9 protein-coding genes, 2 pseudogenes and 1 riboswitch are annotated in these 21,556 nt (G+C 69.4%); of the genes and pseudogenes, 8 read left to right on the plus strand and 3 right to left on the minus strand.

Annotation, left to right across the window (positions count from 1 at the left end):
* Nucleotides 1-492 precede the first annotated feature (492 nt).
* A complete protein-coding gene (locus ACZ3X1_RS29440) occupies nt 493-7,431 on the plus strand; it encodes a polymorphic toxin-type HINT domain-containing protein (RefSeq protein ID WP_467281587.1) in 6,939 nt (2,312 codons plus the stop codon).
* A gap of 29 nt (nt 7,432-7,460) precedes the next feature.
* On the plus strand, nt 7,461-8,252 hold the full coding sequence (locus tag ACZ3X1_RS29445) for a hypothetical protein (protein ID WP_467281588.1): 792 nt from the start codon (nt 7,461-7,463) through the stop codon (nt 8,250-8,252).
* Between the two features lie 209 nt (nt 8,253-8,461).
* Here the strand turns inward: ACZ3X1_RS29445 and ACZ3X1_RS29450 are convergent.
* Nucleotides 8,462-9,490 (minus strand): annotated as a pseudogene (locus ACZ3X1_RS29450) (tyrosine-type recombinase/integrase); the annotation flags it as partial.
* Between the two features lie 503 nt (nt 9,491-9,993).
* On the opposite strand from ACZ3X1_RS29450, the gene ACZ3X1_RS29455 reads away from it, so the two are divergent.
* A complete protein-coding gene (locus ACZ3X1_RS29455; protein ID WP_467281589.1) occupies nt 9,994-11,241 on the plus strand; it encodes a helix-turn-helix domain-containing protein in 1,248 nt (415 codons plus the stop codon).
* A 156-nt stretch (nt 11,242-11,397) separates the two neighbouring features.
* Nucleotides 11,398-11,733, plus strand: coding sequence for a hypothetical protein (locus ACZ3X1_RS29460; RefSeq protein ID WP_467281590.1), 336 nt, complete (start codon nt 11,398-11,400; stop codon nt 11,731-11,733).
* A gap of 1,322 nt (nt 11,734-13,055) precedes the next feature.
* Here ACZ3X1_RS29460 and ACZ3X1_RS29465 read toward each other — a convergent pair.
* A pseudogene (locus ACZ3X1_RS29465) lies at nt 13,056-13,767 on the minus strand (tyrosine-type recombinase/integrase); the annotation flags it as partial.
* Between ACZ3X1_RS29465 and ACZ3X1_RS29470 the strand changes: the two are divergent.
* From ACZ3X1_RS29470 to ACZ3X1_RS29480, 3 genes are all read left to right on the plus strand, one after another.
* A complete protein-coding gene (locus ACZ3X1_RS29470; protein ID WP_467281591.1) occupies nt 13,715-14,212 on the plus strand; it encodes a hypothetical protein in 498 nt (165 codons plus the stop codon). The pseudogene ACZ3X1_RS29465 and the gene ACZ3X1_RS29470 sit on opposite strands and share 53 nt — an antisense overlap.
* A 37-nt stretch (nt 14,213-14,249) precedes the next feature.
* Nucleotides 14,250-15,764, plus strand: coding sequence for an immunity 49 family protein (locus tag ACZ3X1_RS29475; RefSeq protein ID WP_467281592.1), 1,515 nt, complete (start codon nt 14,250-14,252; stop codon nt 15,762-15,764).
* A 91-nt stretch (nt 15,765-15,855) separates the two neighbouring features.
* Nucleotides 15,856-16,077, plus strand: coding sequence for a hypothetical protein (locus tag ACZ3X1_RS29480; RefSeq protein ID WP_467281593.1), 222 nt, complete (start codon nt 15,856-15,858; stop codon nt 16,075-16,077).
* 117 nt (nt 16,078-16,194) lie between these two features.
* On the opposite strand, the gene cobN is transcribed toward ACZ3X1_RS29480, so the two are convergent.
* On the minus strand, nt 16,195-19,812 hold the full coding sequence (cobN, locus tag ACZ3X1_RS29485) for a cobaltochelatase subunit CobN (protein ID WP_467281594.1): 3,618 nt from the start codon (nt 19,810-19,812) through the stop codon (nt 16,195-16,197).
* A 46-nt stretch (nt 19,813-19,858) separates the two neighbouring features.
* Nucleotides 19,859-19,977: riboswitch (cobalamin riboswitch) on the minus strand.
* 327 nt (nt 19,978-20,304) lie between these two features.
* Here cobN and ACZ3X1_RS29490 point away from each other — a divergent pair.
* Entirely contained in the window at nt 20,305-21,555 is a 1,251-nt protein-coding gene (locus tag ACZ3X1_RS29490; protein WP_467281595.1) for a cobalamin biosynthesis protein CobG, read from the plus strand.
* Nucleotide 21,556: the final 1 nt, after the last annotated feature.

Consider the following 21,556-nt stretch of genomic DNA (forward strand, 5'->3'; position numbering starts at 1 on the left):
GGGACTCCGCTGATGAATCGAACGCGCGCTGCGTAGGGTGCGCTTCACCCGGGTTCGGCCGGCCCGGCGTTCTCGTTCCATGTGTCCCGTGGGGGGATCCGGTTGAGTCATCGGGGTCAGGTCTTCATGCGCTCACGCGCCGCTCGCTCGCGCGTCGTGCTCGCGTCGGTATTTGCGCTTCTCGTGTCCGGCCTGGGAATTCCCCTGGCCGAGGCGGCTGGGAAGCCTCCCGAAGTGTGGGCGCCGCCGCAGACGCCGTTACCGGGCGTCAAGCCGGTCAAGGGGTCGGACGCCAAGCCTTCGGGTGGGCAGGAGTCGCCTGGCCGGAAGTGGACCCCTGAATCGAACAAGAAGATTCCCTCCGGCGCGGAGACTGTCGCGCTGGCCGGCGAGGGTGCTGCGAGAGCCGCGCCCGAAGGCGGATCGACCCAGGCAGGGAAGCTCCCTGTCTGGATCGCATCTGTGAATGGCGCAAAGTCGCTGCCTGTGGATGTGGGGATCCGCAGTCTCAAGGTCGAGGTGAAGGACGCGGCCAAGGCCAAGGCGGCCGGCGTGAACGGCGCGATGATCGCCCTCACGAACCCGGTGGGAGCGGCCGCGACGGACAAGGTCGAAGTCGGCCTCGACATCTCCGCCTGGGCGAAGAACGGTGGCGCCAACTGGGCGAGCCGCGCCAGGCTGGTGCAGCTCCCCCCGTGTGCGCTGACGACACCGGGCGCTGACGGCTGCACGACCCGTACCCCTGTGGACTTCCGCCGTGACGCTTCCGGCCGCTTGATCGCGGAGGTCGATGTCCGTAGCAGGGGCGCGGCCCATGCCTCCGTGCTCGCGCCGCAGTCCGGCGCGAAGTCCGCCGCGACGCCGCGGATGCTGGCCCCCCAGGATGTCGTCCTGGGCGTGGAGCCGGGTCCGTCGAGCAACCTCGGTGACTACTCCGCGACGCCGCTGCTGCCGTCGGCTTCGTGGCAGGCGGGGGCGAACGCGGGCAACTTCACGTACGGCTACACGGCCGAGATCCCGTCGGCGATCGCGGGTGCGGCGCCGAGTGTCGTGCTCGGCTACGACTCCGCCTCGGTCGACGGCCGCACGGCGTCGACGAACGCGCAGGCCGGTCTGGTCGGTGAGGGCTGGGACTGGCACCCGGGGTCGATCTCGCGCTCGTACCGGGGTTGCAAGGACGCGGGTATCAAGGACTCGGGTGACGAGTGCTGGTCCGGCGACATCCTCTCGCTGTCGATGGCCGGCCATGCCGGGCAGATCGTCCGTGACGACACCACCTGCGAATACCGCCTGCAGGGTGACGACGGCACGAAGATCGAGCGCCTGACCGACCAGCGGAACTCGGCCTGGAAGGGCGAGGCCTTCAAGGTCACCACCACCGACGGCACCCAGTACTACTTCGGCTCCAACCGCCTGCCCGGCGGTGACGGTACGGACCCGCAGGCCGACTCCGTCTCCACCGTCCCGGTCTACTTCAACAGCGGCCAGGACAAGTGCCTGGGCGCGACCACCCCCGCCAACGGCACGTGGCAGCAGCTGGGCTGGCAGTGGAACCTCGACTACGTCGTCGACCCGCACCAGAACCTGACCTCCTACCGCTACGGCCAGGAAACCAACCACTACGCGCGCGGCGGCGGCCAGAACAACGGCACCGGCACCCCCACCGCCTACCAGCGCGCCTCCTACCCGACCTGGATCGGCTACGGCCAGCGCCTACCCGACCAGATCGCCGCCAAGGGCAAGGCCGACACCGCCGCCCAGATCAAGCTGGGCATCGAAGACCGCTGCTTCGAAGGTGCCGCCGTATGCGACCCGGCCAAGCGCAAGACCAGCCCCGCAGCGTGGGGTGACACCCCGGTCGACCAGGAATGCGCGGCATCGGGCCAGTGCCTGAGCCTGTCGCCGACCTACTTCTCCACCAAGCGCCTGGCGAAGATCGAAACCGAGGTCCTCGGGACCGGCGGCTACCGCAACATCGACACCTACCTGCTCACGCAGCGCTTCGAGCCCTCCGGTGACGGCTCCGCGCCGACGCTGTGGCTGGAATCGATCCAGCGCAGCGCGACCAACGCCCGCCCGAAGCTGGACGTGCCGCCCGTGACTTTCGGGCTGCCGAAGCAGATCCCCAACCGGGTCGACGGCCCCGTCAAGCGCCCGAACGGCACCGAGGCCACCACCTCCCCCTTCCACCGCCCGCGCATCCAGGAGATCACCACCGAGACCGGCGGCCGGATCAACGTCGTCTACAAGGCCCCCGAGTGCTCGCGAGTGAAGGGCACGATGCCCGCCGCCGCGGACACCAACGCGATGGCCTGCATGCCGGTCAAGTGGTACCTGCCCGACCAGTCCTTCCCCGACCCGGTCGACGACTGGTTCCACAAGGTCGTCGTCCAGTCCGTCACCCAGCAGGACATGGTCGCCGGCCAGACCACCGTCGTCACCGACTACGAGTACGGCGGCGGCATCGCCTGGCACCGCAACGACTCCGAGTTCACCGACGCCAAGACCCGCACCTGGGACCAGTTCCGCGGCTACGCCACCGTCACCACCCGCACCGGCAACGGCAACAGCGCCGAAGCCCCGCGCACCAAATCCGTCGCCACCTTCCTGCGCGGCATGGACGGCGACGTCCTCGCCAACGGCACCAAGCGCAGCGTGAACGTCCCCGACGCCCACGGCGGCACCATCAAGGACGAGAACCACCTTTCCGGATTCGTCCGCCAGACCGAGACCTACGACCGCGACGGCGGCACCGTCATCGCCGACGAGGTCTCCACCCCCTGGGTCCGCACCAAGCCCACCGCCACCCGCGCCCAGTCCGGCGGCATGCCCGCCATCGAAGCGCGAGTGATGAACACCGGCAAGGTCACCAGCCGCGCCAAGCTCGCCGACGGCACCACCTGGCGCGTCAGCGAACGCGCCTCCACCTACGACGACACCGCCTTCTCGCGGCCGGTCCAGGTCGACGACAAGAGCGACCTGTCCCGCCCCGATCAGCGGCTGTGCACCACCTTCACCTACGCCGCCGGTCCCGCCGGCGCGCTCACCCAGCTCGCCTCCCGCACCCTGATCCTCAAGGGCACCGGCGGCTGCACGGGACCCGCCACGGCTGCGAACACGGTCGGTGACACCCGCGCCTACTTCGACGACAAGCCCCTCGGCCAGACGGGCACGACCGCCAACCAGACCGGCACCGAGGTCCTGGAGAAGTACGACGCCGCCGGCCAGCCGGTTTACCGGCTGAACATCACCTCCACCTACGACGTCTACGGCCGCCTGGCGACCAGCACCAACAAGCTCCGCAAGGACGCCACCCACCCCGACGGCGCCGTCACCAAGACCGAGTACAAGTCCCTGCCCAACGCTCTGCCGTACGAGGTCACCCATACCAACCCCCTCGGTTGGAAGACCACCACGACCCTCGACACCGGCCGCGCACTGCCGATGAAGACCACCGACGAGAACGGTCACGTCGCCGAACGCGGCTACGACTCCCTCGGCCGGGTCACCGCCGTCTGGCAGCCGGGCCAGGACCGGACGACCGATCCGCCGGTCCGCAAGTTCTCCTACGCCATGAACGGCACGAAGGCGCCGACCACCGTTCTGAGCCAGACGCTCATGGCGAACAAGCAGACGTACGTCAACAGCTACACCGTCTACGACGGCCTCGGCCGCGTCCGCCAGACCCAGGCCCACACCCCGTCCGGGGCGAAGGGCCGGTTGATCACCGACGCCCTCTTCGACTCCCATGGCCGGCAGGTCAAGACGAGCGCCCCCTACTACAACGACGAGAAGGAACCGTCGGGCGCGCTCTTCCTGCCCAACGGCGGGGTGAACCCCGACAGCCAGATCCCGGCGCAGACCGTCTCGGTCTTCGACGGCCTCGGCCGCCCCACGGCCTCCGTCTTCCAGTCCTACGGCATCGAGCAGTGGCGCTCGAAGACCGAGTACCCGGGAGCCGACGAGGTCCGTTCGATCCCGCCGGCAGGTGGCTACGCCACGGCACGCATCAGCAACGGCACCACCTCGCTCCTGCGCCAATACAAGAGCAACAACCCCACCGGCCCTTACGACGAGACCCTTTACGAGGTCAACACCCAGGGCCAGGAACTGCGGCGCAAGGACTCCGCGGGCAACGAGTGGACCTTCGCCTACGACCTCCTCGGGCGGACGATGAAGACCACCGACCCGGACTCGGGGACCGCCACCACTGCCTACGACGACGCCAACAACCTCGTCACCGTCACCGACGCGCGCGGCAAGAGCGCGACCACCGTCAGCGACCTCCTCGGCCGCACCGTCGCCACGTACGAGGGCAAGACGGTCGACCCGGCCAAGCAGGTCGGCGCCTTCACCTATGACACCAAGCCCAAGGCCCTCGGCAAGCCCGCCACCACCACCCGCTATGTGGGCGGTAAGTCCGGCACCCCGTACATCACCGAGATCACCGGCTATGACAGTGGTTACCGGCCCCTTGGCACCAAGGTCACCGTCCCCGCGGCGGAGAAGCAGCTGGCGGGCACTTACGAAACCAAGAACACCTACGACAAGCACGGTCAGCTCCGGGCCACGGACCTGCCCGCCATCACGGCCGCAGGCCTGGAGACGGAGAGGCTCGCCTTCGGCATCGACGACGTCGGCAAGCTGTCGTCCATCGCCGGCACCATCGGAGACGTCCGCACCCCCTACGTCGTGGACGTCTTCAACGACCCGTACGGCCGTGCCATCCGCACCACGCTCGGCGAAACGGGCATGCAGGTGGTCTCGACCGTCGACTACGACCAGGCAACCGGCCGGCCCGTCCGGTCCACCCTGGACAAGCAGACCGGGACGAGGGCCAGCGTCGACGTCCTCGACTACACCTACAACCGGGTCGGGCAGCTGACCTCGATCAGCAACACGCAGGACGGGGCGGCCCGCGACCTGCAGTGCTTCACCCATGACTACCTGGGCCGCCTGACCCAGGCGTGGACCGACACCGGTACCACCACGAACGCGCCCCAGCCCAACGTCCGCGGTATCGGCGGCTGCACCAACAGCGCAGCGCCCGCGGTCGACGGCACCGGCAAGCCGAGCGTGGGCGGGCCGGCCCCGTACTGGCAGCAGTACGAGTACGACCGGATCGGCAACCGCACCAAGCTGGTGAAGAAGGACGTCAGCGGAAACGCGGCCAAGGACACGACGGTCACCCAGACCTTCGGCACCGGCCCCAACACCCCGTCTTCGGACCCGAAGACCGGCGGCGGCACGGGCGGCCCGCACGCCCTGATGAAGTCCACCGAGACCGGCACGGCCGGCACGAAGGTCGCCTCGTACACCTACGACGCCGGCGGCAACACCGCCTCGATCACCAGCACGCCGGGCACCAAGACCCTGACCTGGAACGACCAGGGCAAGCTCGACAAGATCACCGGTACCGGCGAGAGCGCCGGCACCAGCTACCTGTACGACACCGGCGGCAACCAGCTCATCCGCCGCGACCCGGGCAAGACCACTCTCAACCTCGGTACGGACCAGATCACCCTGGACACCGCCACCGGCAAGGTCTCCAACGTCCGCACCTACGGCGCCCCCGGAGGCCTGTCCGTCACCCGCACGACGAGCGCGGGGAAGTCGTCCCTCTCCTACCAGTCGTCTGACCACCACGGCACGAACGGCGTTCAGTTCGACGCCACCGACCTGAACCACGTGCGCCGCCCCGCGGACCCCTTCGGTAACGAAGGCGGCACCCAGCCGGCGCCGCGCTCCTGGGCGGGCGACAAGGGCTTCGTCGGCGGCACCAAGGAAGAGGCAACCGGCCTCACCCTCCTCGGCGCCCGCGAATACGACCCCGCCACCGGCCGCTTCATCAGTCCCGACCCGATCATCGACCCGGGCGACCCGCAGCAGTGGAACGCGTACGCCTACTCCAACAACGACCCGATCAACAAGTCGGACTCGACCGGGCTGAAGGTCTTCTGCGACAACTTCTCCTCCTGCGCCCAGAACACCAAGACCGGAACGACCAGCAACGTCAACGCCTCCCAGTCCGCCAACGGGGGCGGAAGCGGCGGTTCGGACGAGGCCACGAAGGAACTGAACAGGTCCAACGATGAGCTGAACAAGGCCAAGAAGCGCCGCGATGCCCTCAAGCACGCCGTCGTCGACCTGGTCATGGACCTCATCGGCTACAACGACGCCCGCAACTGCTTCACCAAGGGCGACGTCATGGCCTGCATCAACACCGCCCTCAACGCCGTCCCCTGGGGCAAGGTGGCCAAGGCCATCAAGATCGGCATCCAGGCCTTCAAGATCTACAAGGAACTGAACAAGGCCTACTCGGCCGTCGACGCCGCGGAGAGCAAGGTGTCCCGGGCGATGGCGGCGGTGACCAAGGCCAAGAAGGCCGACGACGAAGCAGCCGCGGCAGCAGCCCAAGCACGCAAGTCGGCGGACGAGAAGGCAACGACCGAGTCGGCCAGCGACAGCCCGGGCACGCAGTCCAAGGCAGACAGAGGCGACACCGACGGCGAGGCGAGCGGCGGAGGGGCTGAGGCGCGCTCCGGCGAGTCGGCAGCGCCGTCGTGCACCAAGCAGAACAGCTTCCCCACTGGCACGCGCGTGCAGATGGCCGACGGAACGAGCAAGGCCATCGAGGACGTCGAGGTGGGCGACAGGGTCCTCGCCACGGACCCCCAGACAGGCGAAACCGCGCCCAAGACGGTCACGGCGACCATCATCACCCCCGACGACAAGGAATTCACCGACCTCACCCTCACCGACGACGCCAACCCCCGCGGCCCGCCGGCCACCCTCACCTCCACCGCCCACCACCCGCACTGGAGCGAAACCCGCCGCCAGTGGCTCGACGCCGGCGAATTCGCCCCGGGCGAGCAACTCCGCAAGCCCGACGGCACGGCCCTCACGGTCCAAACCACCCGCAACTACCCGTACGCCGTCACCACTTACAACCTCACGGTCGACGACTTCCACACGTACTATGTGCTCGCAGGCGCCACTCCAGTACTCGTTCACAACTGCGGGGATAAGGTATGGGAGCCGTTTCGTGAGGGCGTCGACCACACCGATCAGGGATCTCTTCCGGCAGGTGCAGGGATTTCGTCGGGGTCGCCCCTCGCGGCGGGCGAGTATCACTTTATTGTTCGCCAGGACGGTTCCCTGCGCGCCATGCAAAACGAATCGATGTGGGATCTGAATCCGGGGGCCGGACACACCTCCCTGGGCGACCGTCGAGGTGTGCTTATGGCAGGCACGTTCGATGTCGATGCAAGTGGCGCGATCTCCAGGATCGACAACTTCTCTGGTCATTACCGTCCGACAGATACCCCGGGGTTCACTCCTCTGCTGGACGTCACGCGCGGAGCCTTCCGGCGGCATGGTTGGGGCTTCGCAGATAGCGCCTGGGACTACTATGCTGGGCCAGGTCTCTAAGCTGGCTCATGTTCGCTGGGGGCAGTCTCATGGAGGCTGCCCCCAGCGGGGTTGCAAAGATCCGACTGAATACCTCTCCCGATGCGGCGGTAGCGATGGAATTTTCGAAATATCCCGGCTCCGACGTTCTCCTAGCCCGTCTCACGCAAGGCCAAGACATCGGGCACCCCGTGGAAGAGACGCCCCCCACCTTCATAGGACAGACCCCGGCCGAGGAATCCCTCCGTCTGCTCGCGGAGCGACTCGGCATGCAGAGCCAGGACCTCTTCCTCGTCGCGGGCCTGGCGATTCCCGACGACGAGCTCCTCTTCGATCAGGAAGCCAGCCGTGAACTGCCTCAGCTAGTGAGACGTGCGCTCTTCTTGCCAGCGCCTGATCGGCAGCGGCTGCGTGACTGCGCCCGCTCTCTGGCCGAGGTACCCGAAACGCTCTCCCAAGGAAATCGGAGCCTTTATGGGCAGTACCCTCCAGGGCTCGGGTCACTCCTTGTGCAGATGCTTGCGCTCCGGAATCTTGGATGGTCTTCGGCGGCTAAGGTGATGTACCTGATGTCGGGTGTTTACCTGTCGGCTGCGACGATTGGCGCATTGGGTCGTGGCGTCAAGGAAATCGATGCCGAGCTTCTCGACGGTCTTTCCGTCGTGCTAGGAGTTCCGGTCGCTACCTTGGCACGCTTGACAGGTGTTCGTCCAGCGGTAGAGATCCGTAGACACTCGTCAGGGACTGCCGATACGGCTGCCTTGCTTTGGGGCGTGCGGCATTTGACTGCGGAACAGGTCAGGGAAGTTTCCCGCTTGGCAGATGCGCTGGGCCAGGAATGACGTGAAGCGGGTGACTCGTCCAGGACTGGATATGATATCCAAGTGTGGCGAGACGCGCTGCGTGAATGGATTGCATGGGGAAATTCTAGACTCTTTGAATTTCGGCAACGCGAATCTTTTCTAATGGTACGCCTCCTGCATCTTTTGAGCCCCTCCGGGAAATGCCGGAGGGGCTCAATCGGTTTTGACGGCAGTAGTTGACGGCAACGTCAGTGGACGTGGGGTGCGCGATGCGGCGGGTTGTCGCTGGCGTCGGGCTGGTTGGCGATCTCGGCAGAGTCGTAGAGAGCGCGGCCGAGGAGGTCGATGGCGTCGCGTTGGAGGCGGAGTCTGACGTGGGCGTAGACGGTGGCGGTGACGCCGATGTGGGCGTGGCCTAGGAGTTCTTTGATCACGACGAGTTCGACGCCTTGCTCCAGGAGGAGAGTGGCGGTGGAGTGCCGTAGGTCGTGGAAGCGGATGCGGCGGAGCCCTGCCCGGTCGAGGAGGGCGCGGAAGTGGCGATTCAGGTTCGCGGGATCGATTGGCCCCCCTGCCGGCGTGCTGAAGACGATGCTGCTGTCTTTCCAGCCCTCCGCTGCCGCCTCACGTTCTTCTTCCCGTGCTTCACGGCGTTCCTTCAATGAGCGGATGCACTCGGCAGGAAGGGCGATGCGGCGTTCGGATGCCCGGGTCTTTGTGGGGAGGGCGGTTAGCCCGCCGGTCTGGGTACGCTGGAGGGTACGGCGGATGCTGGCTGTGCCCTTGTCGAGGTCAACGTCTTCCCATTGGAGGCCGAGAAGTTCGCCCTTGCGGAGGCCGGTGCGGAGGGCGAGTTCGTACAGCGCGAACAGGCGGTCATTGCGGGCGGCAGCGAGCAACTGGCGGGCTTCATCGGCGTTGAGGGGTTCGAAGCGGCGGGGTCGGGGCGTGCCGGTGCGGACGTTGCGGGCGACGTTGCGCGTGATCTCCTCTTCACGCACGGCGTGCTCCAGGGCGGACTTGAGGACGGAGTGGATGTACGCCAGCGTCAGCGGGGAGAGCCTCTTGGAGCAGCACGTTCCGGCGGCGCAGCAGCGGGGCTGGTCGCGTCGGGCGTCGATGCTGCGGGCACAGCACTGGCAGGTGGTGCGGAGCTGGTTGAGCCAGGTACGGACGTCCTTGGCGGTGAGCTTGGTGAGCTTCTTCTTGCCCAGACCGGGGACGAGGTAGTGGTTGACGCAGGCGGTGTAGCGGGTGTGGGTGTTCTCGCGGAGGTGGTCAAGGCGGCCCGCTGGCGCGGCCCGCGCGCGCTCCGGCCCTGCGGGGCCGCCGCCCGCTCCTGTCTCCGCCCCGCTTGCCGGCGGCCCCGCCGGTCCGGAGCGCGCAACAGCCAGCAGCGGGGAATGTTCTGGGGCTCTGCCCCAGGCCCCGGCCCTCTCTCCGAGGGGCGGGAGGTCGACTTACGAGTGCGGGTTCGTCGTGGTGAGTGGTCGCGGGGCGCGGGAGGGGTCCCTCGTCGCCCGGTCACCGGAGGCGTACCAGGAACCCCCGGGGGCCGCCAAGGCCAAGCGCAAGCGTCACCCGGTGAGCCTTGGCGGCCCCCGGAGAACCCTGGTACGGCGAAGCTGCCCGACCGACGAGGGACCCCTCCCGCTCAGGCCCGTTCTTGCCGGAGCTCCGGCCCTGTGCCGTGGTGGGTTACCGCCCCGGGCGGGTATCTGCTGGATAGCCCCCGGTTCACACGCTCTACCGGCGTACCGTGGCGCTGGAGGTAGTGCAGATGACTACGGAACTGGCTGACAACGTCCGCAAGTACCGGCGTCGTGCCGGGTTGAGCCAGGAGGAACTGGCCCACGCCGCAGGCGTGTCACCGGGCACGGTGCGCAAAGTGGAACAGGGCGGAACGGTCCGCATGGAGACGCTCCACGCGCTGGCCCGCGCGCTGGGCGTGACCACGGCAACGTTACTGGCCCCTGACGCCCCCGAACCCGTGGGCCGCGGGGAAGACCCGAACCGCGTCAACCTGATCCAGCTTCGCGCCGCGCTCACGCCACCAGTGGGACTCACCGACCTGGACGGCGAGGCCGCCGAGGAGGAGCCGAACCTGCGTCGGTTCCGAAGGACGGTTCAAGACGGGGCGGTGTTGTATCACTCCGACAGCTACAAGAGCGTCGCGTCCCAACTGCCAGGTCTCTTGCGGGACGCCAACAGCGCGGTCGCCTACTACGACAGCGGCGAGGAGCACCAGCAGGCGGTCTTGGCCAGGGCCGAGGCGTTGCAGTTGGCCGGCCGCTACCTGACGCAGGTACGGCAGTACGACCTCGCCTACACCGCCCTGGCCGGTGCGATCACGGACGCACGCCGCGCCGACGACAAGCTCACTGGGGCATCCGGCGTGATCGGGATGTGCTGGCTGCTACTCCGGCAGGGCCTGCTGGACGAGGCCGAGCAACTTGCCTCCCAGACGGCCGACGTGATCGAGCCTCGTCTGTCGCGGGCGACGCCGGACGAGTGCGCGGCATGGGGATGGCTGGCACTTCGGGCAGCTGCTGCTGCGGGCCGCAACAACCGCCCCGACGAGGCCCAGCACTACCACCGCGTCGCGAGCACCGCGGCGTCCGCTGTGGGCCGGGAACACACTGGATCGTTCTTCCGGCACTGGACCACCTTCGGGCCCCTGACGGTCGGTATGAAGGGCGTGGAGGACGCCATGGTCGTCGGGGACGCACGCGCCGTCGTCCGCAAGGCTGGCGAGGACGCCATGTCACCCAAGGCGTGGAAGAGCGCCGGGCGGCCGAGCGATGAGAACTGGAACCGTCATCGGCTGGACGTGGCACGCGCCCATGCCCGGACCAACGACCTCTCCGCGGCGATGGACGAGCTGACGGGCATCCGCCGTGCGTCCCCGGAGTGGCTGAGGCATCAGCGGATGGCGGCCGAGACCATGCAGGAGATCCTGAAGAAGCGCAAGCGCACCCTCACGGCCGAGATGCGCGACATGGCCGCCCACCTGACCGTCGTCGGATAGGTGCCACGCAGCGCGATACTTCGCGCACCCTCAGTCGCCAACTGGCATGTTCCATGGATGGAGTGACAGACCGCCGGCCTCTACGGTCGCCGTGTTCCCAATCGGCGACCCAGGCGGGGGTGCACAGTGAGCACATCCAGGAGCGACGCGGACCGCATGCGTCGCAGGGATCTGTACGACGCCGCAGCCGGGGTGACAGGACCCCGCTTGCTGCCCTGGACCACCCCGGACGGGAACCCCTGCTACCTCAGCACCGACGGCAGGGGCTATCTCTCCTCCCTCGCCGACAGCATCGAAGAAGTCCAACTCGACATGGGCGAAGAACTCCTGGAGTACGCCCGCGGAGTTGTGGCCCCCGGGGCCAAGATGCTCTCGGCCGTCGAGTACAGGTGGCTCGCCTGCCGGCTGACCGAAGCACTGACCGACGCGCTCAGGGTCGCCGAGTCGCGCGGTGACCGTATCCCCACCCCGCCCGAGAACTCCGACTCCTGACGGCAGTAGCGACGGCAACAACCACGGAGCCAGGCGCACAACCACGGACTTCGACGGACGGCCGAACCCCTCCTCACCTGCATAAAGACAGCTAGAGGAGGGGCTGCCAGCACACGTACTATGTGCTGGCGGGGGCCACTCCGGTCCTCGTCCACAATTGCGGCAACGGCTCGATCTCTAATAACAGGCCCGACGATCTGGGGCTTGAAATGATGGAGGCTGACTTCGCGGGTATTTCCCCAATGGCCGCCGGATCCTCTGATTTCTCGCGCGCCGCATCTGAGGGTGGGGACTTCCTCTGGACAGTTGGAGAGGCAGGGAACCTGAACATGGTTCGAGCTGCACCCGGGATTCATCACACGGTAGCCAATGGTGGTGCGCCAGTAATTGCCGCAGGGCAAGTCTCATTCCGCAATGGTGGCGCGGTGTCCTCATTCGATAACATGACGGGCCACTACACGCCACCCTGTGCTCAGTGTGCCGCCGCGTTCATCGAGCGAGGGGTCGACGCCTTCGCTGGGGCCGGAATCAGGGTTCCATTGGCAGTAATTAGGGACTATGGCGGGAGGGCTCCGTAAATGGGAGTGGAGTCTGATCTACGGGAGATCCGGAGCGTCCCAGTCGATGGGATCTCCGACTGGATCCACAGGCGCTTTCCTGACGGGAGCTATCCGCAATGGTGGTTGGCGGTTTTCGAATCGCTGGAGACCAGCGTAAGTCCCCTACGGGATGTGGCTTCGAGTCAGCGTAGACGCGACTTTGAAGTCAGCGTGGAGGTCGTCAGGCTGGCGGTAGCTGTTGGGGGCATCAGGTCCCCCATGGGGGCGTACTGGATCCTGCGACTCGCAGCCATCGCGCTCCGATTCACCCCGCCAGTCGCTGGCCTGCCTGAAATCCTGACGCCGGACGGGGCTGCCGAATGGGCGGTCAATCGAATTCCTCTCTCACGTGAACAGGCGCTAGCGGAGTCCGAAACCAGGAAAGCGGAGTACTTGGCCGCCGGCGAAGACTTCTTTGCGCCCGTGGGGCAGGCGATCCCCCTGAGCGGCGAGGTGGGTGTCAGATTCTCCGAATTGCATGACGTTGAACTAATCTTGTCTGCTCTTCCGTGGGTCTCTTCCGCGGTGGTGAGTGGAGAGGTCAGTCGCGACGTTGATGCCTGGCTAGAAATTCGGGATCAGTTGTAGTAGCACACCTTTCTGCACGAGAACTGCCCTGTTTCTTCGGACTACTTGGAAACCCTCGGGGCAGAAAGCCGTACCGCCATCGACATGTTGTCGGTGGCGGTACGGCTGTGTTTGACGGCAACGCTGACGGCAACGTCAGCGGACGACCACTGCGGCGGGCGGGTCCCCAGGGCCGTCGTTGTCCGTGCCGAGTGCGTCGTTGAGCGTGTCGATCGCTTGGCGTTGGAGGCGGAGTCTGACGTGGGCGTAGACGCCGGCGGTGACTCCGATGTGGGCGTGGCCGAGCAGTTCTTTGACGACCACGAGGTCGATGCCTTGCTCCAGGAGCAGGGTGGCGGTGGAGTGTCGTAGGTCGTGGAAGCGGATTCGGCGCAGCCCTGCACGGTCGAGGAGGCCGCGGAAGCGACGGGTGAGGTTGGCGGGGTCAAGCGGTCCGCCGGTTGGGGTGGTGAAGACCAGACCTCTGTCCTTCCAGCCCGGTCCGGAGACCGTGCGTTCCTTCCCTTGGCGTTCACGGTGGCTCTTCAATGACTGGACGCACCCCGTGGGCAGGGCTATGCGGCGCTCAGAGGCACGCGTCTTGGTAGGCAGCGCGGTGAGGCCGCCCGTACGGGTGCGTTGGAGAGAATGTCGGATGCCGGCGGTGCCAAACGTCGAGGTCGAGGTCTTCCCAGTGAAGGCCGAGGAGTTCGCCTTTGCGGAGTCCGGTGCGTAGGGCGAGTTCGTACAGTGCGTGCAGCCGGGCGGTCTTGGCCGCTTGGAGGAGCTGCCGGGCCTCGGCCGCTGTGAGTGGCGTGAAGCGTCTGGGGCGCGGCGCGGCGGTCTTGACGTTCCGGGCGACGTTGCGGCAGTTGGCCGGCCGGTATCTGAAGCAGGTGCGGCAGTACGACCTCGCTTATACCGCCTTGGCCGGTGCGATCACGGATGCCCGCCGCGCAGACGACGAGCTCACCGGGGCATCGGGCGTGATCGGGATGTACTGGCTGCTGCTGCGACAGGGGCGGCTGGACGAGGCGGAGCAGCTCGCCTCCCAGACGGCCGACGTGATCGAGCCGCGTCTGTCGCGGGCGACGCCGGACGAGTGTGCGGCGTGGGGATGGCTGGCGCTTCGGGCAGCGGCTGCTGCGGGCCGCAACAACCGCCCCGACGAGGCCCGGCACTACCACCGCGTCGCGAGCACCGCGGCGTCGGCTGTGGGCCGGGAAACGGAGGTGTTGTTCGAGACGGTCGATCCGGTGCTCGTCAGGGTCGATTGGGGGAAGTTGATCGGTGTACGTCAGGGTTCGGGGTGAGTGAAGTCGGGGCAGGGGCGTCTCGTAGGGTTCGGGGGTGAATCGAGACAACTCATCTGAATCCAGTGCCGGTCACGGCGGCGAGAGCGTCGAGGAGTTGCTGCGCGGGGTGCACGCGCGGCTGCTGCCCGTCGGGTTGATCACGCCGGAGGTCGCCGGTGGCATGCGGTACGCCCGGGTGATCGCCGACGAGCTGGTCTTCGTCTACGCCTTCGACGGGCCCACCAGCGTGCGCTCCCTCACCGACGACGACGTGGAGCGCGTCGGGATCGAGGAGTTGGGGCAGGCGGCGTACGCCAACCTGATGCGGGTGCCCGTCACGCACGAGGAGATCTCCCTGGAGGGGCATGCCACGCTGCAGTCCGTCTTCGGCGACTCGCACTTCGTGGCCTCCAAGGCGCTGTACCTCGGGGAACTCGCGCGGCAGGTCACCCATGCGGCCCTGCCGTCCGCCGGCGCCCTCGTCGTCGTCCCCACCCGGCACCTGCTGGCCTTCCACCCGATAGCCGACGGCTCGGTCGTGGACGCCCTCAACGACCTGGCCATGTACGCCCTTGGCGCCTACGAGGACGGCCCCGGGCGCCTGTCGCCGCGGGTCTACTGGTGGCACCGGGGCGGTCTGACCTCCCTCACGGTCGTCGACGAGGACACGCGCACGCTGTCGCTCAAGCCGCCGCAGGAGCTGCTCGCTTTGATGAAGGGCCTGGTCCGCCTCGATCGCGCCGGCCGGATCGCCACCCCCGCGGACGGAGCCGCCCCGGATCCGGTCGCACTGGCGCGTGCGACCGTCGAGTCCGTGGCGCGGCTCGCGGAGGATCCGTCGGGGCTGGGTGACGCCTTCGCCTCGGCCTTGGCGTTGGCCCATGTCCGCTGCACCGCCGATCCCGTCGTGTCCGAGCTCGACACGTGGGACGCCTGGGCGACGGCCGTGCGGCTCGGCTCCGCGCTGTTCACCGGATCCGAGTCGGAGCAGTGGTACCTGGGCGAGGAGAACACCCTCCGGTTGCCCGCCGCGGCCGCCGTCCCGCCCGCCGATGCCCGCGCCTGGCTCGACGCCGTCTACCTCGCGCTCACCTGCCGCGCGCACGACCGGGTGGCCCGGCTGTGCCGGGTCCCGCTGGAGACGCTGCGGGAGGACGACACCGTCGACGCCTACGTCCTGCACTGGGTCGACACCCTGCAGACCTACCTCTCCGGCGGCACCGGCGACGCGGTCGTGGAGAAGCTGCTCGCCACCATGCAGGCGTCCCTGCCCGAGACGCTGACCCACTCCCCGGACGAGTTCGTGAACCGCGTCGACTACCAGCCGGTCGCGCTCTTCCACCGCCTCTTCACCCGGGACCACGAGGGCTTCGGCGAGGCGCTCGCCGAAGCCCTCGCGGAACACGGCGGCTACTGGGCTGAGTCGGCGGCGCCGCGCGCCCGGGTGGCGCTCGGCCCGCTCGCCATGGCCTGCCTCGCCCACGACCAGGGATTCCCGATCGATCCGGAACGGCTGCCGCACCTGCCCAGGTACCTCGTCGACGGCAAGAGGGTCGAGCACATCTCCTGACGTATCGGCGGCGTGCCGCAGCGCGGGGATATTGTCCGATTGCGTTAGGTTTGCCCGCGTATGAGGTGCTGATGTTCCTGGAAGGACACTCATGGCGATCGAACTGGACAAGGTGCTCGACAAGGCGTGGGCCGACAAGTCGCTGGCCGATGTGCTGGCCGCGCCCGTGGCCGCGCTCAAGGGCGTCAGCGAGAAGGACGGCGAACTGCTCCACGAGGCGTTCGGAGTCAAGACCGTCGCCGATTTCGGGCAGCTGAAGTACGTGCGCTGGGCGCAGGCCCTCGTCGCGCTGAACCAGACCGTCAAGGTGTAGCCGGCCGGCGGTGCGCGTACTCGGGGTACGCGGTTCCGACGGTGAGAAGGCCGTCCTGCCCACCCGCTGAAGGGGTGGGGAGGACGGCCTTCGTCGTGCGGCCTGCGAGCGGCGGACCTACTCCGCCTCACCCTCCAGATTGCCCTCGGTGTCCAGGTACACCTGGCGCAGCGCTTCGAGGATCTGCGCGTCCGGCTTCTCCCACATGCCGCGCGACTCGGCTTCGAGGAGGCGCTCCGCGATGCCGTGCAGGGCCCACGGGTTGGCCTCTTCCAGGAAGGCGCGGTTGACCGGGTCCAGGACGTACGTCTCGGTCAGCTTGTCGTACATCCAGTCCGCGACCACGCCCGTCGTGGCGTCGTAGCCGAAGAGGTAGTCCACCGTGGCCGCGAGCTCGAAGGCGCCCTTGTAGCCGTGGCGTCGCATCGCCTCGATCCACTTCGGGTTCACGACGCGGGCGCGGAAGACGCGCGAGGTCTCCTCGACCAGGGTGCGGGTCTTGACCGTCTCCGGGCGGGTGGAGTCGCCGATGTACGCCTCGGGGGCCGTGCCGCGCAGCGCGCGGACCGTGGCCACCATGCCGCCGTGGTACTGGAAGTAGTCGTCCGAGTCCGCGATGTCGTGCTCGCGGGTGTCGGTGTTCTTCGCCGCTACCGTGATCCGCTTGTAGGCCGTCTCCATCTCGTCCCGGGCCGGGCGTCCTTCGAGGCCGCGGCCGTAGGCGTAGCCGCCCCACACCGTGTAGACCTCCGCGAGGTCGGCGTCCGTACGCCAGTCGCGGGAGTCGATCAGCTGGAGGATGCCCGCCCCGTACGTCCCCGGGCGCGAGCCGAAGATACGGGTCGTCGCGCGGCGCTCGTCACCGTGCAGGGCCAGGTCCGCCTGGGCGTGCGCGCGGACGTAGTTGTCGGACTCCGGCTCGTCCAGCGAGGCCGCGAGCCGCACCGCGTCGTCGAGCAGGCCGATCACGTGCGGGAACGCGTCGCGGAAGAAGCCCGAGATGCGCAGTGTCACGTCGATGCGCGGCCGGCCCAGCTCCTGGAGCCCGATCGGCTCCAGCCCGGTCACGCGGCGCGAGGCCTCGTCCCAGACCGGGCGGACGCCGAGCAGCGCGAAGACCTCGGCGACGTCGTCGCCCGCCGTGCGCATCGCGCTCGTGCCCCACAGGGACAGCCCGACCGAGGCCGGCCACTCGCCGTTGTCGGTGCGGTAGCGCGTGAGCAGGGAGTCGGCCAGGGCCTGGCCCGTCTCCCACGCGAGGCGGGACGGAACGGCCTTGGGGTCGACGGAGTAGAAGTTGCGGCCCGTCGGCAGGACGTTGACCAGGCCGCGCAGCGGCGAGCCCGAGGGGCCCGCCGGGACGAACCGGCCGTCCAGGGCCGCGACCACGTGGGCGATCTCGTCCGTGGTGCCCGCCAGGCGCGGCACCACCTCGTTCGCGGCGAAGGTCAGGACCGCCGCCACCTCCGCGGAGTGCCCGGCCGCGACGGCGGAGACCGCCGACGGGTCCCAGTTCGCGTCCTCCATCGCCTGCACCAGTGCGCGGGCCGTCTCCTCGACGGCGTCCGCCGAAGTACGGGTGGCCGCGGACTCGTCCAGGCCGAGCGCCTCGCGCAGACCCGGAAGGGCCGCGGTGCCGCCCCAGATCTGCCGGGCGCGCAGGATGGCGAGGACCAGGTTGACCCGGGCCTCACCCGTCGGCGCGCCGCCCAGGACGTGCAGACCGTCGCGGATCTGGGCGTCCTTGACCTCGCACAGCCAGCCGTCGACGTGCAGCAGGAAGTCGTCGAAGCCGTCGTCGTCCGGGCGCTCCTGCAGACCCAGGTCGTGGTCGAGCTTCGCCGCTTGGATCAGCGTCCAGATCTGCGCGCGGATGGCCGGCAGCTTCGCCGGGTCCATCGCCGAGATCTGGGCGTACTCGTCCAGGTGCTGCTCCAGCCGCGCGATGTCGCCGTACGACTCCGCGCGTGCCATCGGCGGCACCAGGTGGTCGACCAGGGTGGCGTGTACGCGGCGCTTGGCCTGGGTGCCCTCGCCCGGGTCGTTGACCAGGAAGGGGTAGACCAGCGGCAGGTCACCGAGGGCGGCGTCCGGGGCGCAGGCCGCGGACAGGCCCGCGTTCTTGCCGGGCAGCCACTCCAGGTTGCCGTGCTTGCCCAGGTGGATCATCGCGTCGGCGCCGAAGCCGCCGTCCTCCGCACGGGCCTGGATCCACCGGTACGCGGCCAGGTAGTGGTGCGACGGCGGCAGATCGGGGTCGTGGTAGATCGCGATCGGGTTCTCGCCGAAGCCGCGCGGCGGCTGGATGAGGATGAGGAGGTTCCCGCGGCGCAGGGCGGCGAGGACGATGTCGCCCTCCGGGTTCGCGGAACGGTCCACGAACATGTTGCCCGGGGCCTCGCCCCAGTGCTCCTCGACGCTGCCCCGCAGCTCGGCCGGGAGCTCGGCGAACCAGCGCTTGTAGTCGGCGGCGGGGATGCGGACGGGGTTGCGGGCCAGCTGCTCCTCGGTGAGCCAGTCCTGGTCGTGGCCGCCGGCCTCGATCAGGGCGCGGATCAGCTCGTCGCCGTCGCCCGAGACCAGACCGGGGATCTCGGTGACCGGGCCGAAGTCGTAGCCCTCGGCGATCAGGGTGCGCAGCAGCTCCACCGCGCTGGCCGGGGTGTCCAGGCCGACCGCGTTGCCGATGCGGGAGTGCTTGGTCGGGTACGCCGAGAGGACGAGGGCGATCTTCTTGTCGCGGCGCTCGATGTGACGCAGCCGGGCGTGGCGTACGGCGATGCCCGCGACCCGGGCGGCCCGCTCGGGGTCGGCCACGTAGGCGGGCAGGCCGTCCTCGTCGAGCTCCTTGAAGGAGAACGGGACGGTGATCAGACGGCCGTCGAATTCGGGCACGGCCACCTGGGTCGCGGCGTCCAGTGGCGAGAGGCCCTCGTCGTTCTCCTCCCAGGCGGAGCGGGAGCCGGTCAGGCACAGGGCCTGGAGGATCGGCACACCGAGCGCGGCGAGCGCGCCCGCGTCCCAGGACTCGTCGTCGCCGCCCGCGGAGGCTGTGGCGGGCTTGGTGCCGCCGGCCGCGAGGACGGTGGTGACGACCGCGTCCGCGGACCCCAGGGCCTCGACGAGCTCGGGCTCCGGGCTGCGCAGGGAGGAGACGTAGAGGGGGACCGGCCGGGCCCCGTGGGCCTCGATGGCCTCGCAGAGGGCGTGCACGAAACCGGTGTTGCCGCTCATCTGGTGCGCGCGGTAGTACAGAACGGCGACCTCGGGGCCGTCGGTCCGCCGCGCGGTGCGCTCCAGGGGGCCCCAGGTGGGGGCGGCGGCGGGCGGCTCGAAGCCGTGGCCGGTGAGCAGGACGGTGTCGGAGAGGAACCGGGCCAGCTGTTCGAGGTTGGCCGGACCGCCGTGCGCGAGGTAGGCGTGCGCCTCGGCCGCGATGCCGATCGGGACCGTGGAGGCCTCCATCAGCTGGGCGTCCGGGGCCTGTTCGCCGGTCAGGACCACGACCGGGCGGGTCTGGCCGGGGGCCAGCAGCAGGTCCAGGCCGTCCTGCCAGGCGCGCAGGCCGCCGAGGAGGCGTACGACGACCAGGTCGGCCCCGTCGAGGAGGCCGGGGAGGTCGTCGAGGGGAAGGCGGGAGGGGTTCGCGAACCGGTACGGGACGGGGGCGTCCGCCGTGTTCGCTGCGCGAGCGCTGAGCAGATCGGTGTCGGACGTCGACAGCAGCAGGATCATGCGGCGGCAGGCCTTCCTCGGGGTTTCCGCGCCCCGGGCAGTGAGGACAGCGGGAGTTCCTGACTCACCCGGCCGTGTGGCTCTGCCGGGTTCACAGTGGCGGGACCGCGCCGGATTCGCACCGGGCTTCCTCCCATGTCGCCGTCCTCGGCGACGGCGGACCGTGCGGGCCGCCGGTGGTCATCCTAGGTGGCGTTTGCGGTGGTCGGGAGTGGGGGTGGCCGGTGGCTCCGCCGGCCGGGGCGGGGTGGCGCGTCGGGTGCGGCTCGGCCAGGGGGCTCCGCCGGTGTGGCTCCGCCGGTTCGGGCGGGGTGGTCGCGTCGGGTGCGGCTCGGTTGCGGGGGCTCTGCCCCCGGACCCCCGCGCCTCAAACGCGGGCGGGGGTGGGATCTGCGCGGCGGGCTGGATCCGCGCGGTTGTGGCGCCGGCCGTCGGGCGGGGGTGGCGGTGGACACAGTTCCGGGGAGGGGAATCGTGGGTATGCTCGCCGCCATGCCCCAGCCCCCCTCCGCCGTATCGCGGGACGAACCCGTCATACGGGACCGCGGTGACGCCTGCCCCGGCGCGCTCCGGCTGCACGCGGCGGACGACGGGTACCTCGCACGCGTCCGGATCCCCGGCGGCGCGCTGACCGCGCATCAGGCCTCGCTCCTCGCGTCGGCCGCCGACCGGTTCGGCGACGGGCACCTGGAACTCACCTCCCGCGGCAACCTCCAGCTGCGCGGCCTCGCCGACGGCTGCGGCAACGGCCTCGCGGAGCTGCTCGACGCCGCCGGACTGCTGCCCGCGCCCGGCCACGAACGCGTACGCAACATCGTGGCCACCCCGGCCTCGCAGGACGTACTGCCCTGGGTGCGCGAGTTGGACCGGCTCCTGTGCGCGAACGCCCGCGTCACCGCGCTGTCCGGCCGCTTCCTCTTCGCGCTCGACGACGGCCGGGGGGACGTGGCCGCCCTGGAACCCGACGTCACCGTGCTCGGGCGGCCCGGCGAACGGGCCCTGGTGCGCCTCGGGGCCGCCGCCGGGGCGGTGGCCGTCGCCGCGCGGGAAGCGCCGCGGGCCGCGCTGCTCGCCGCCGAGTACTTCCTCGACGCCATGGACGCGGCCTGCACCCGGGCCTGGCGGGTCGCCGAACTTCCCGCCGGACACGCCCTGGACGACGGGGAGTTCGCGGCGCGGCTGGCCGCCGCCGGCATCGACGCGGTCCGCGTGCCCGCCGTGGACTGGCCGTACTGCGCCCCGCCCCTGCCCGGCCCGCACGATCCCCTGTGCGTGCTGCCTCCGTTCGGCCGGCTGAGCACCGACCAGTGGAGGGTCCTCGTACAGGTGGCCGAGCGCGGCGACGGGATGCGCATCACCCCGTGGCGCACCGTCGTGCTCCCGGGCGCCTCGGACCCGGCCCTGCCGGCCGGCGCGGGGCTGGTCGTCTCACCGGACAGCCCCTGGCTGTCCGTCACCGCCTGTACGGGGCGCCCCGGTTGTGCGAAGTCCCTCGCGGACGTACGCGCCGACGCGCGCGCCGTGGTGGACCGGGCGCGGGGGCCGCTGCCCGTGCACTGGTCCGGCTGCGAGCGCCGGTGCGGCCACCCGCGGGGCACGCAGTGGGTGGACGCGCTCGCCACCGCCGACGGATACCGGCTCTCCGTGCACGGGCGCACCCTGCCGAACCGGCCAGACCTGGCGGCCGCCCTGACGGCCGCACGCGAGAACACCTCATCACCCCAGAGTCCGAAGACGCAGTGAA

Source organism: Streptomyces sp. NPDC023541 (assembly GCF_055559995.1).

What these genes read in the sequence shown, in the direction of transcription:
- ACZ3X1_RS29480 (WP_467281593.1), top strand. Translation starts at nt 15,856, where the DNA reads ATGGCGATCGAACTGGACAAGGTGCTCGACAAGGCGTGGGCCGACAAG.
- cobN (WP_467281594.1), bottom strand. Translation starts at nt 19,812, where the DNA reads ATGATCCTGCTGCTGTCGACGTCCGACACCGATCTGCTCAGCGCTCGC.
- ACZ3X1_RS29445 (WP_467281588.1), top strand. Translation starts at nt 7,461, where the DNA reads ATGGAGGCTGCCCCCAGCGGGGTTGCAAAGATCCGACTGAATACCTCT.
- ACZ3X1_RS29490 (WP_467281595.1), top strand. Translation starts at nt 20,305, where the DNA reads ATGCCCCAGCCCCCCTCCGCCGTATCGCGGGACGAACCCGTCATACGG.
- ACZ3X1_RS29460 (WP_467281590.1), top strand. Translation starts at nt 11,398, where the DNA reads ATGCGTCGCAGGGATCTGTACGACGCCGCAGCCGGGGTGACAGGACCC.
- ACZ3X1_RS29455 (WP_467281589.1), top strand. Translation starts at nt 9,994, where the DNA reads ATGACTACGGAACTGGCTGACAACGTCCGCAAGTACCGGCGTCGTGCC.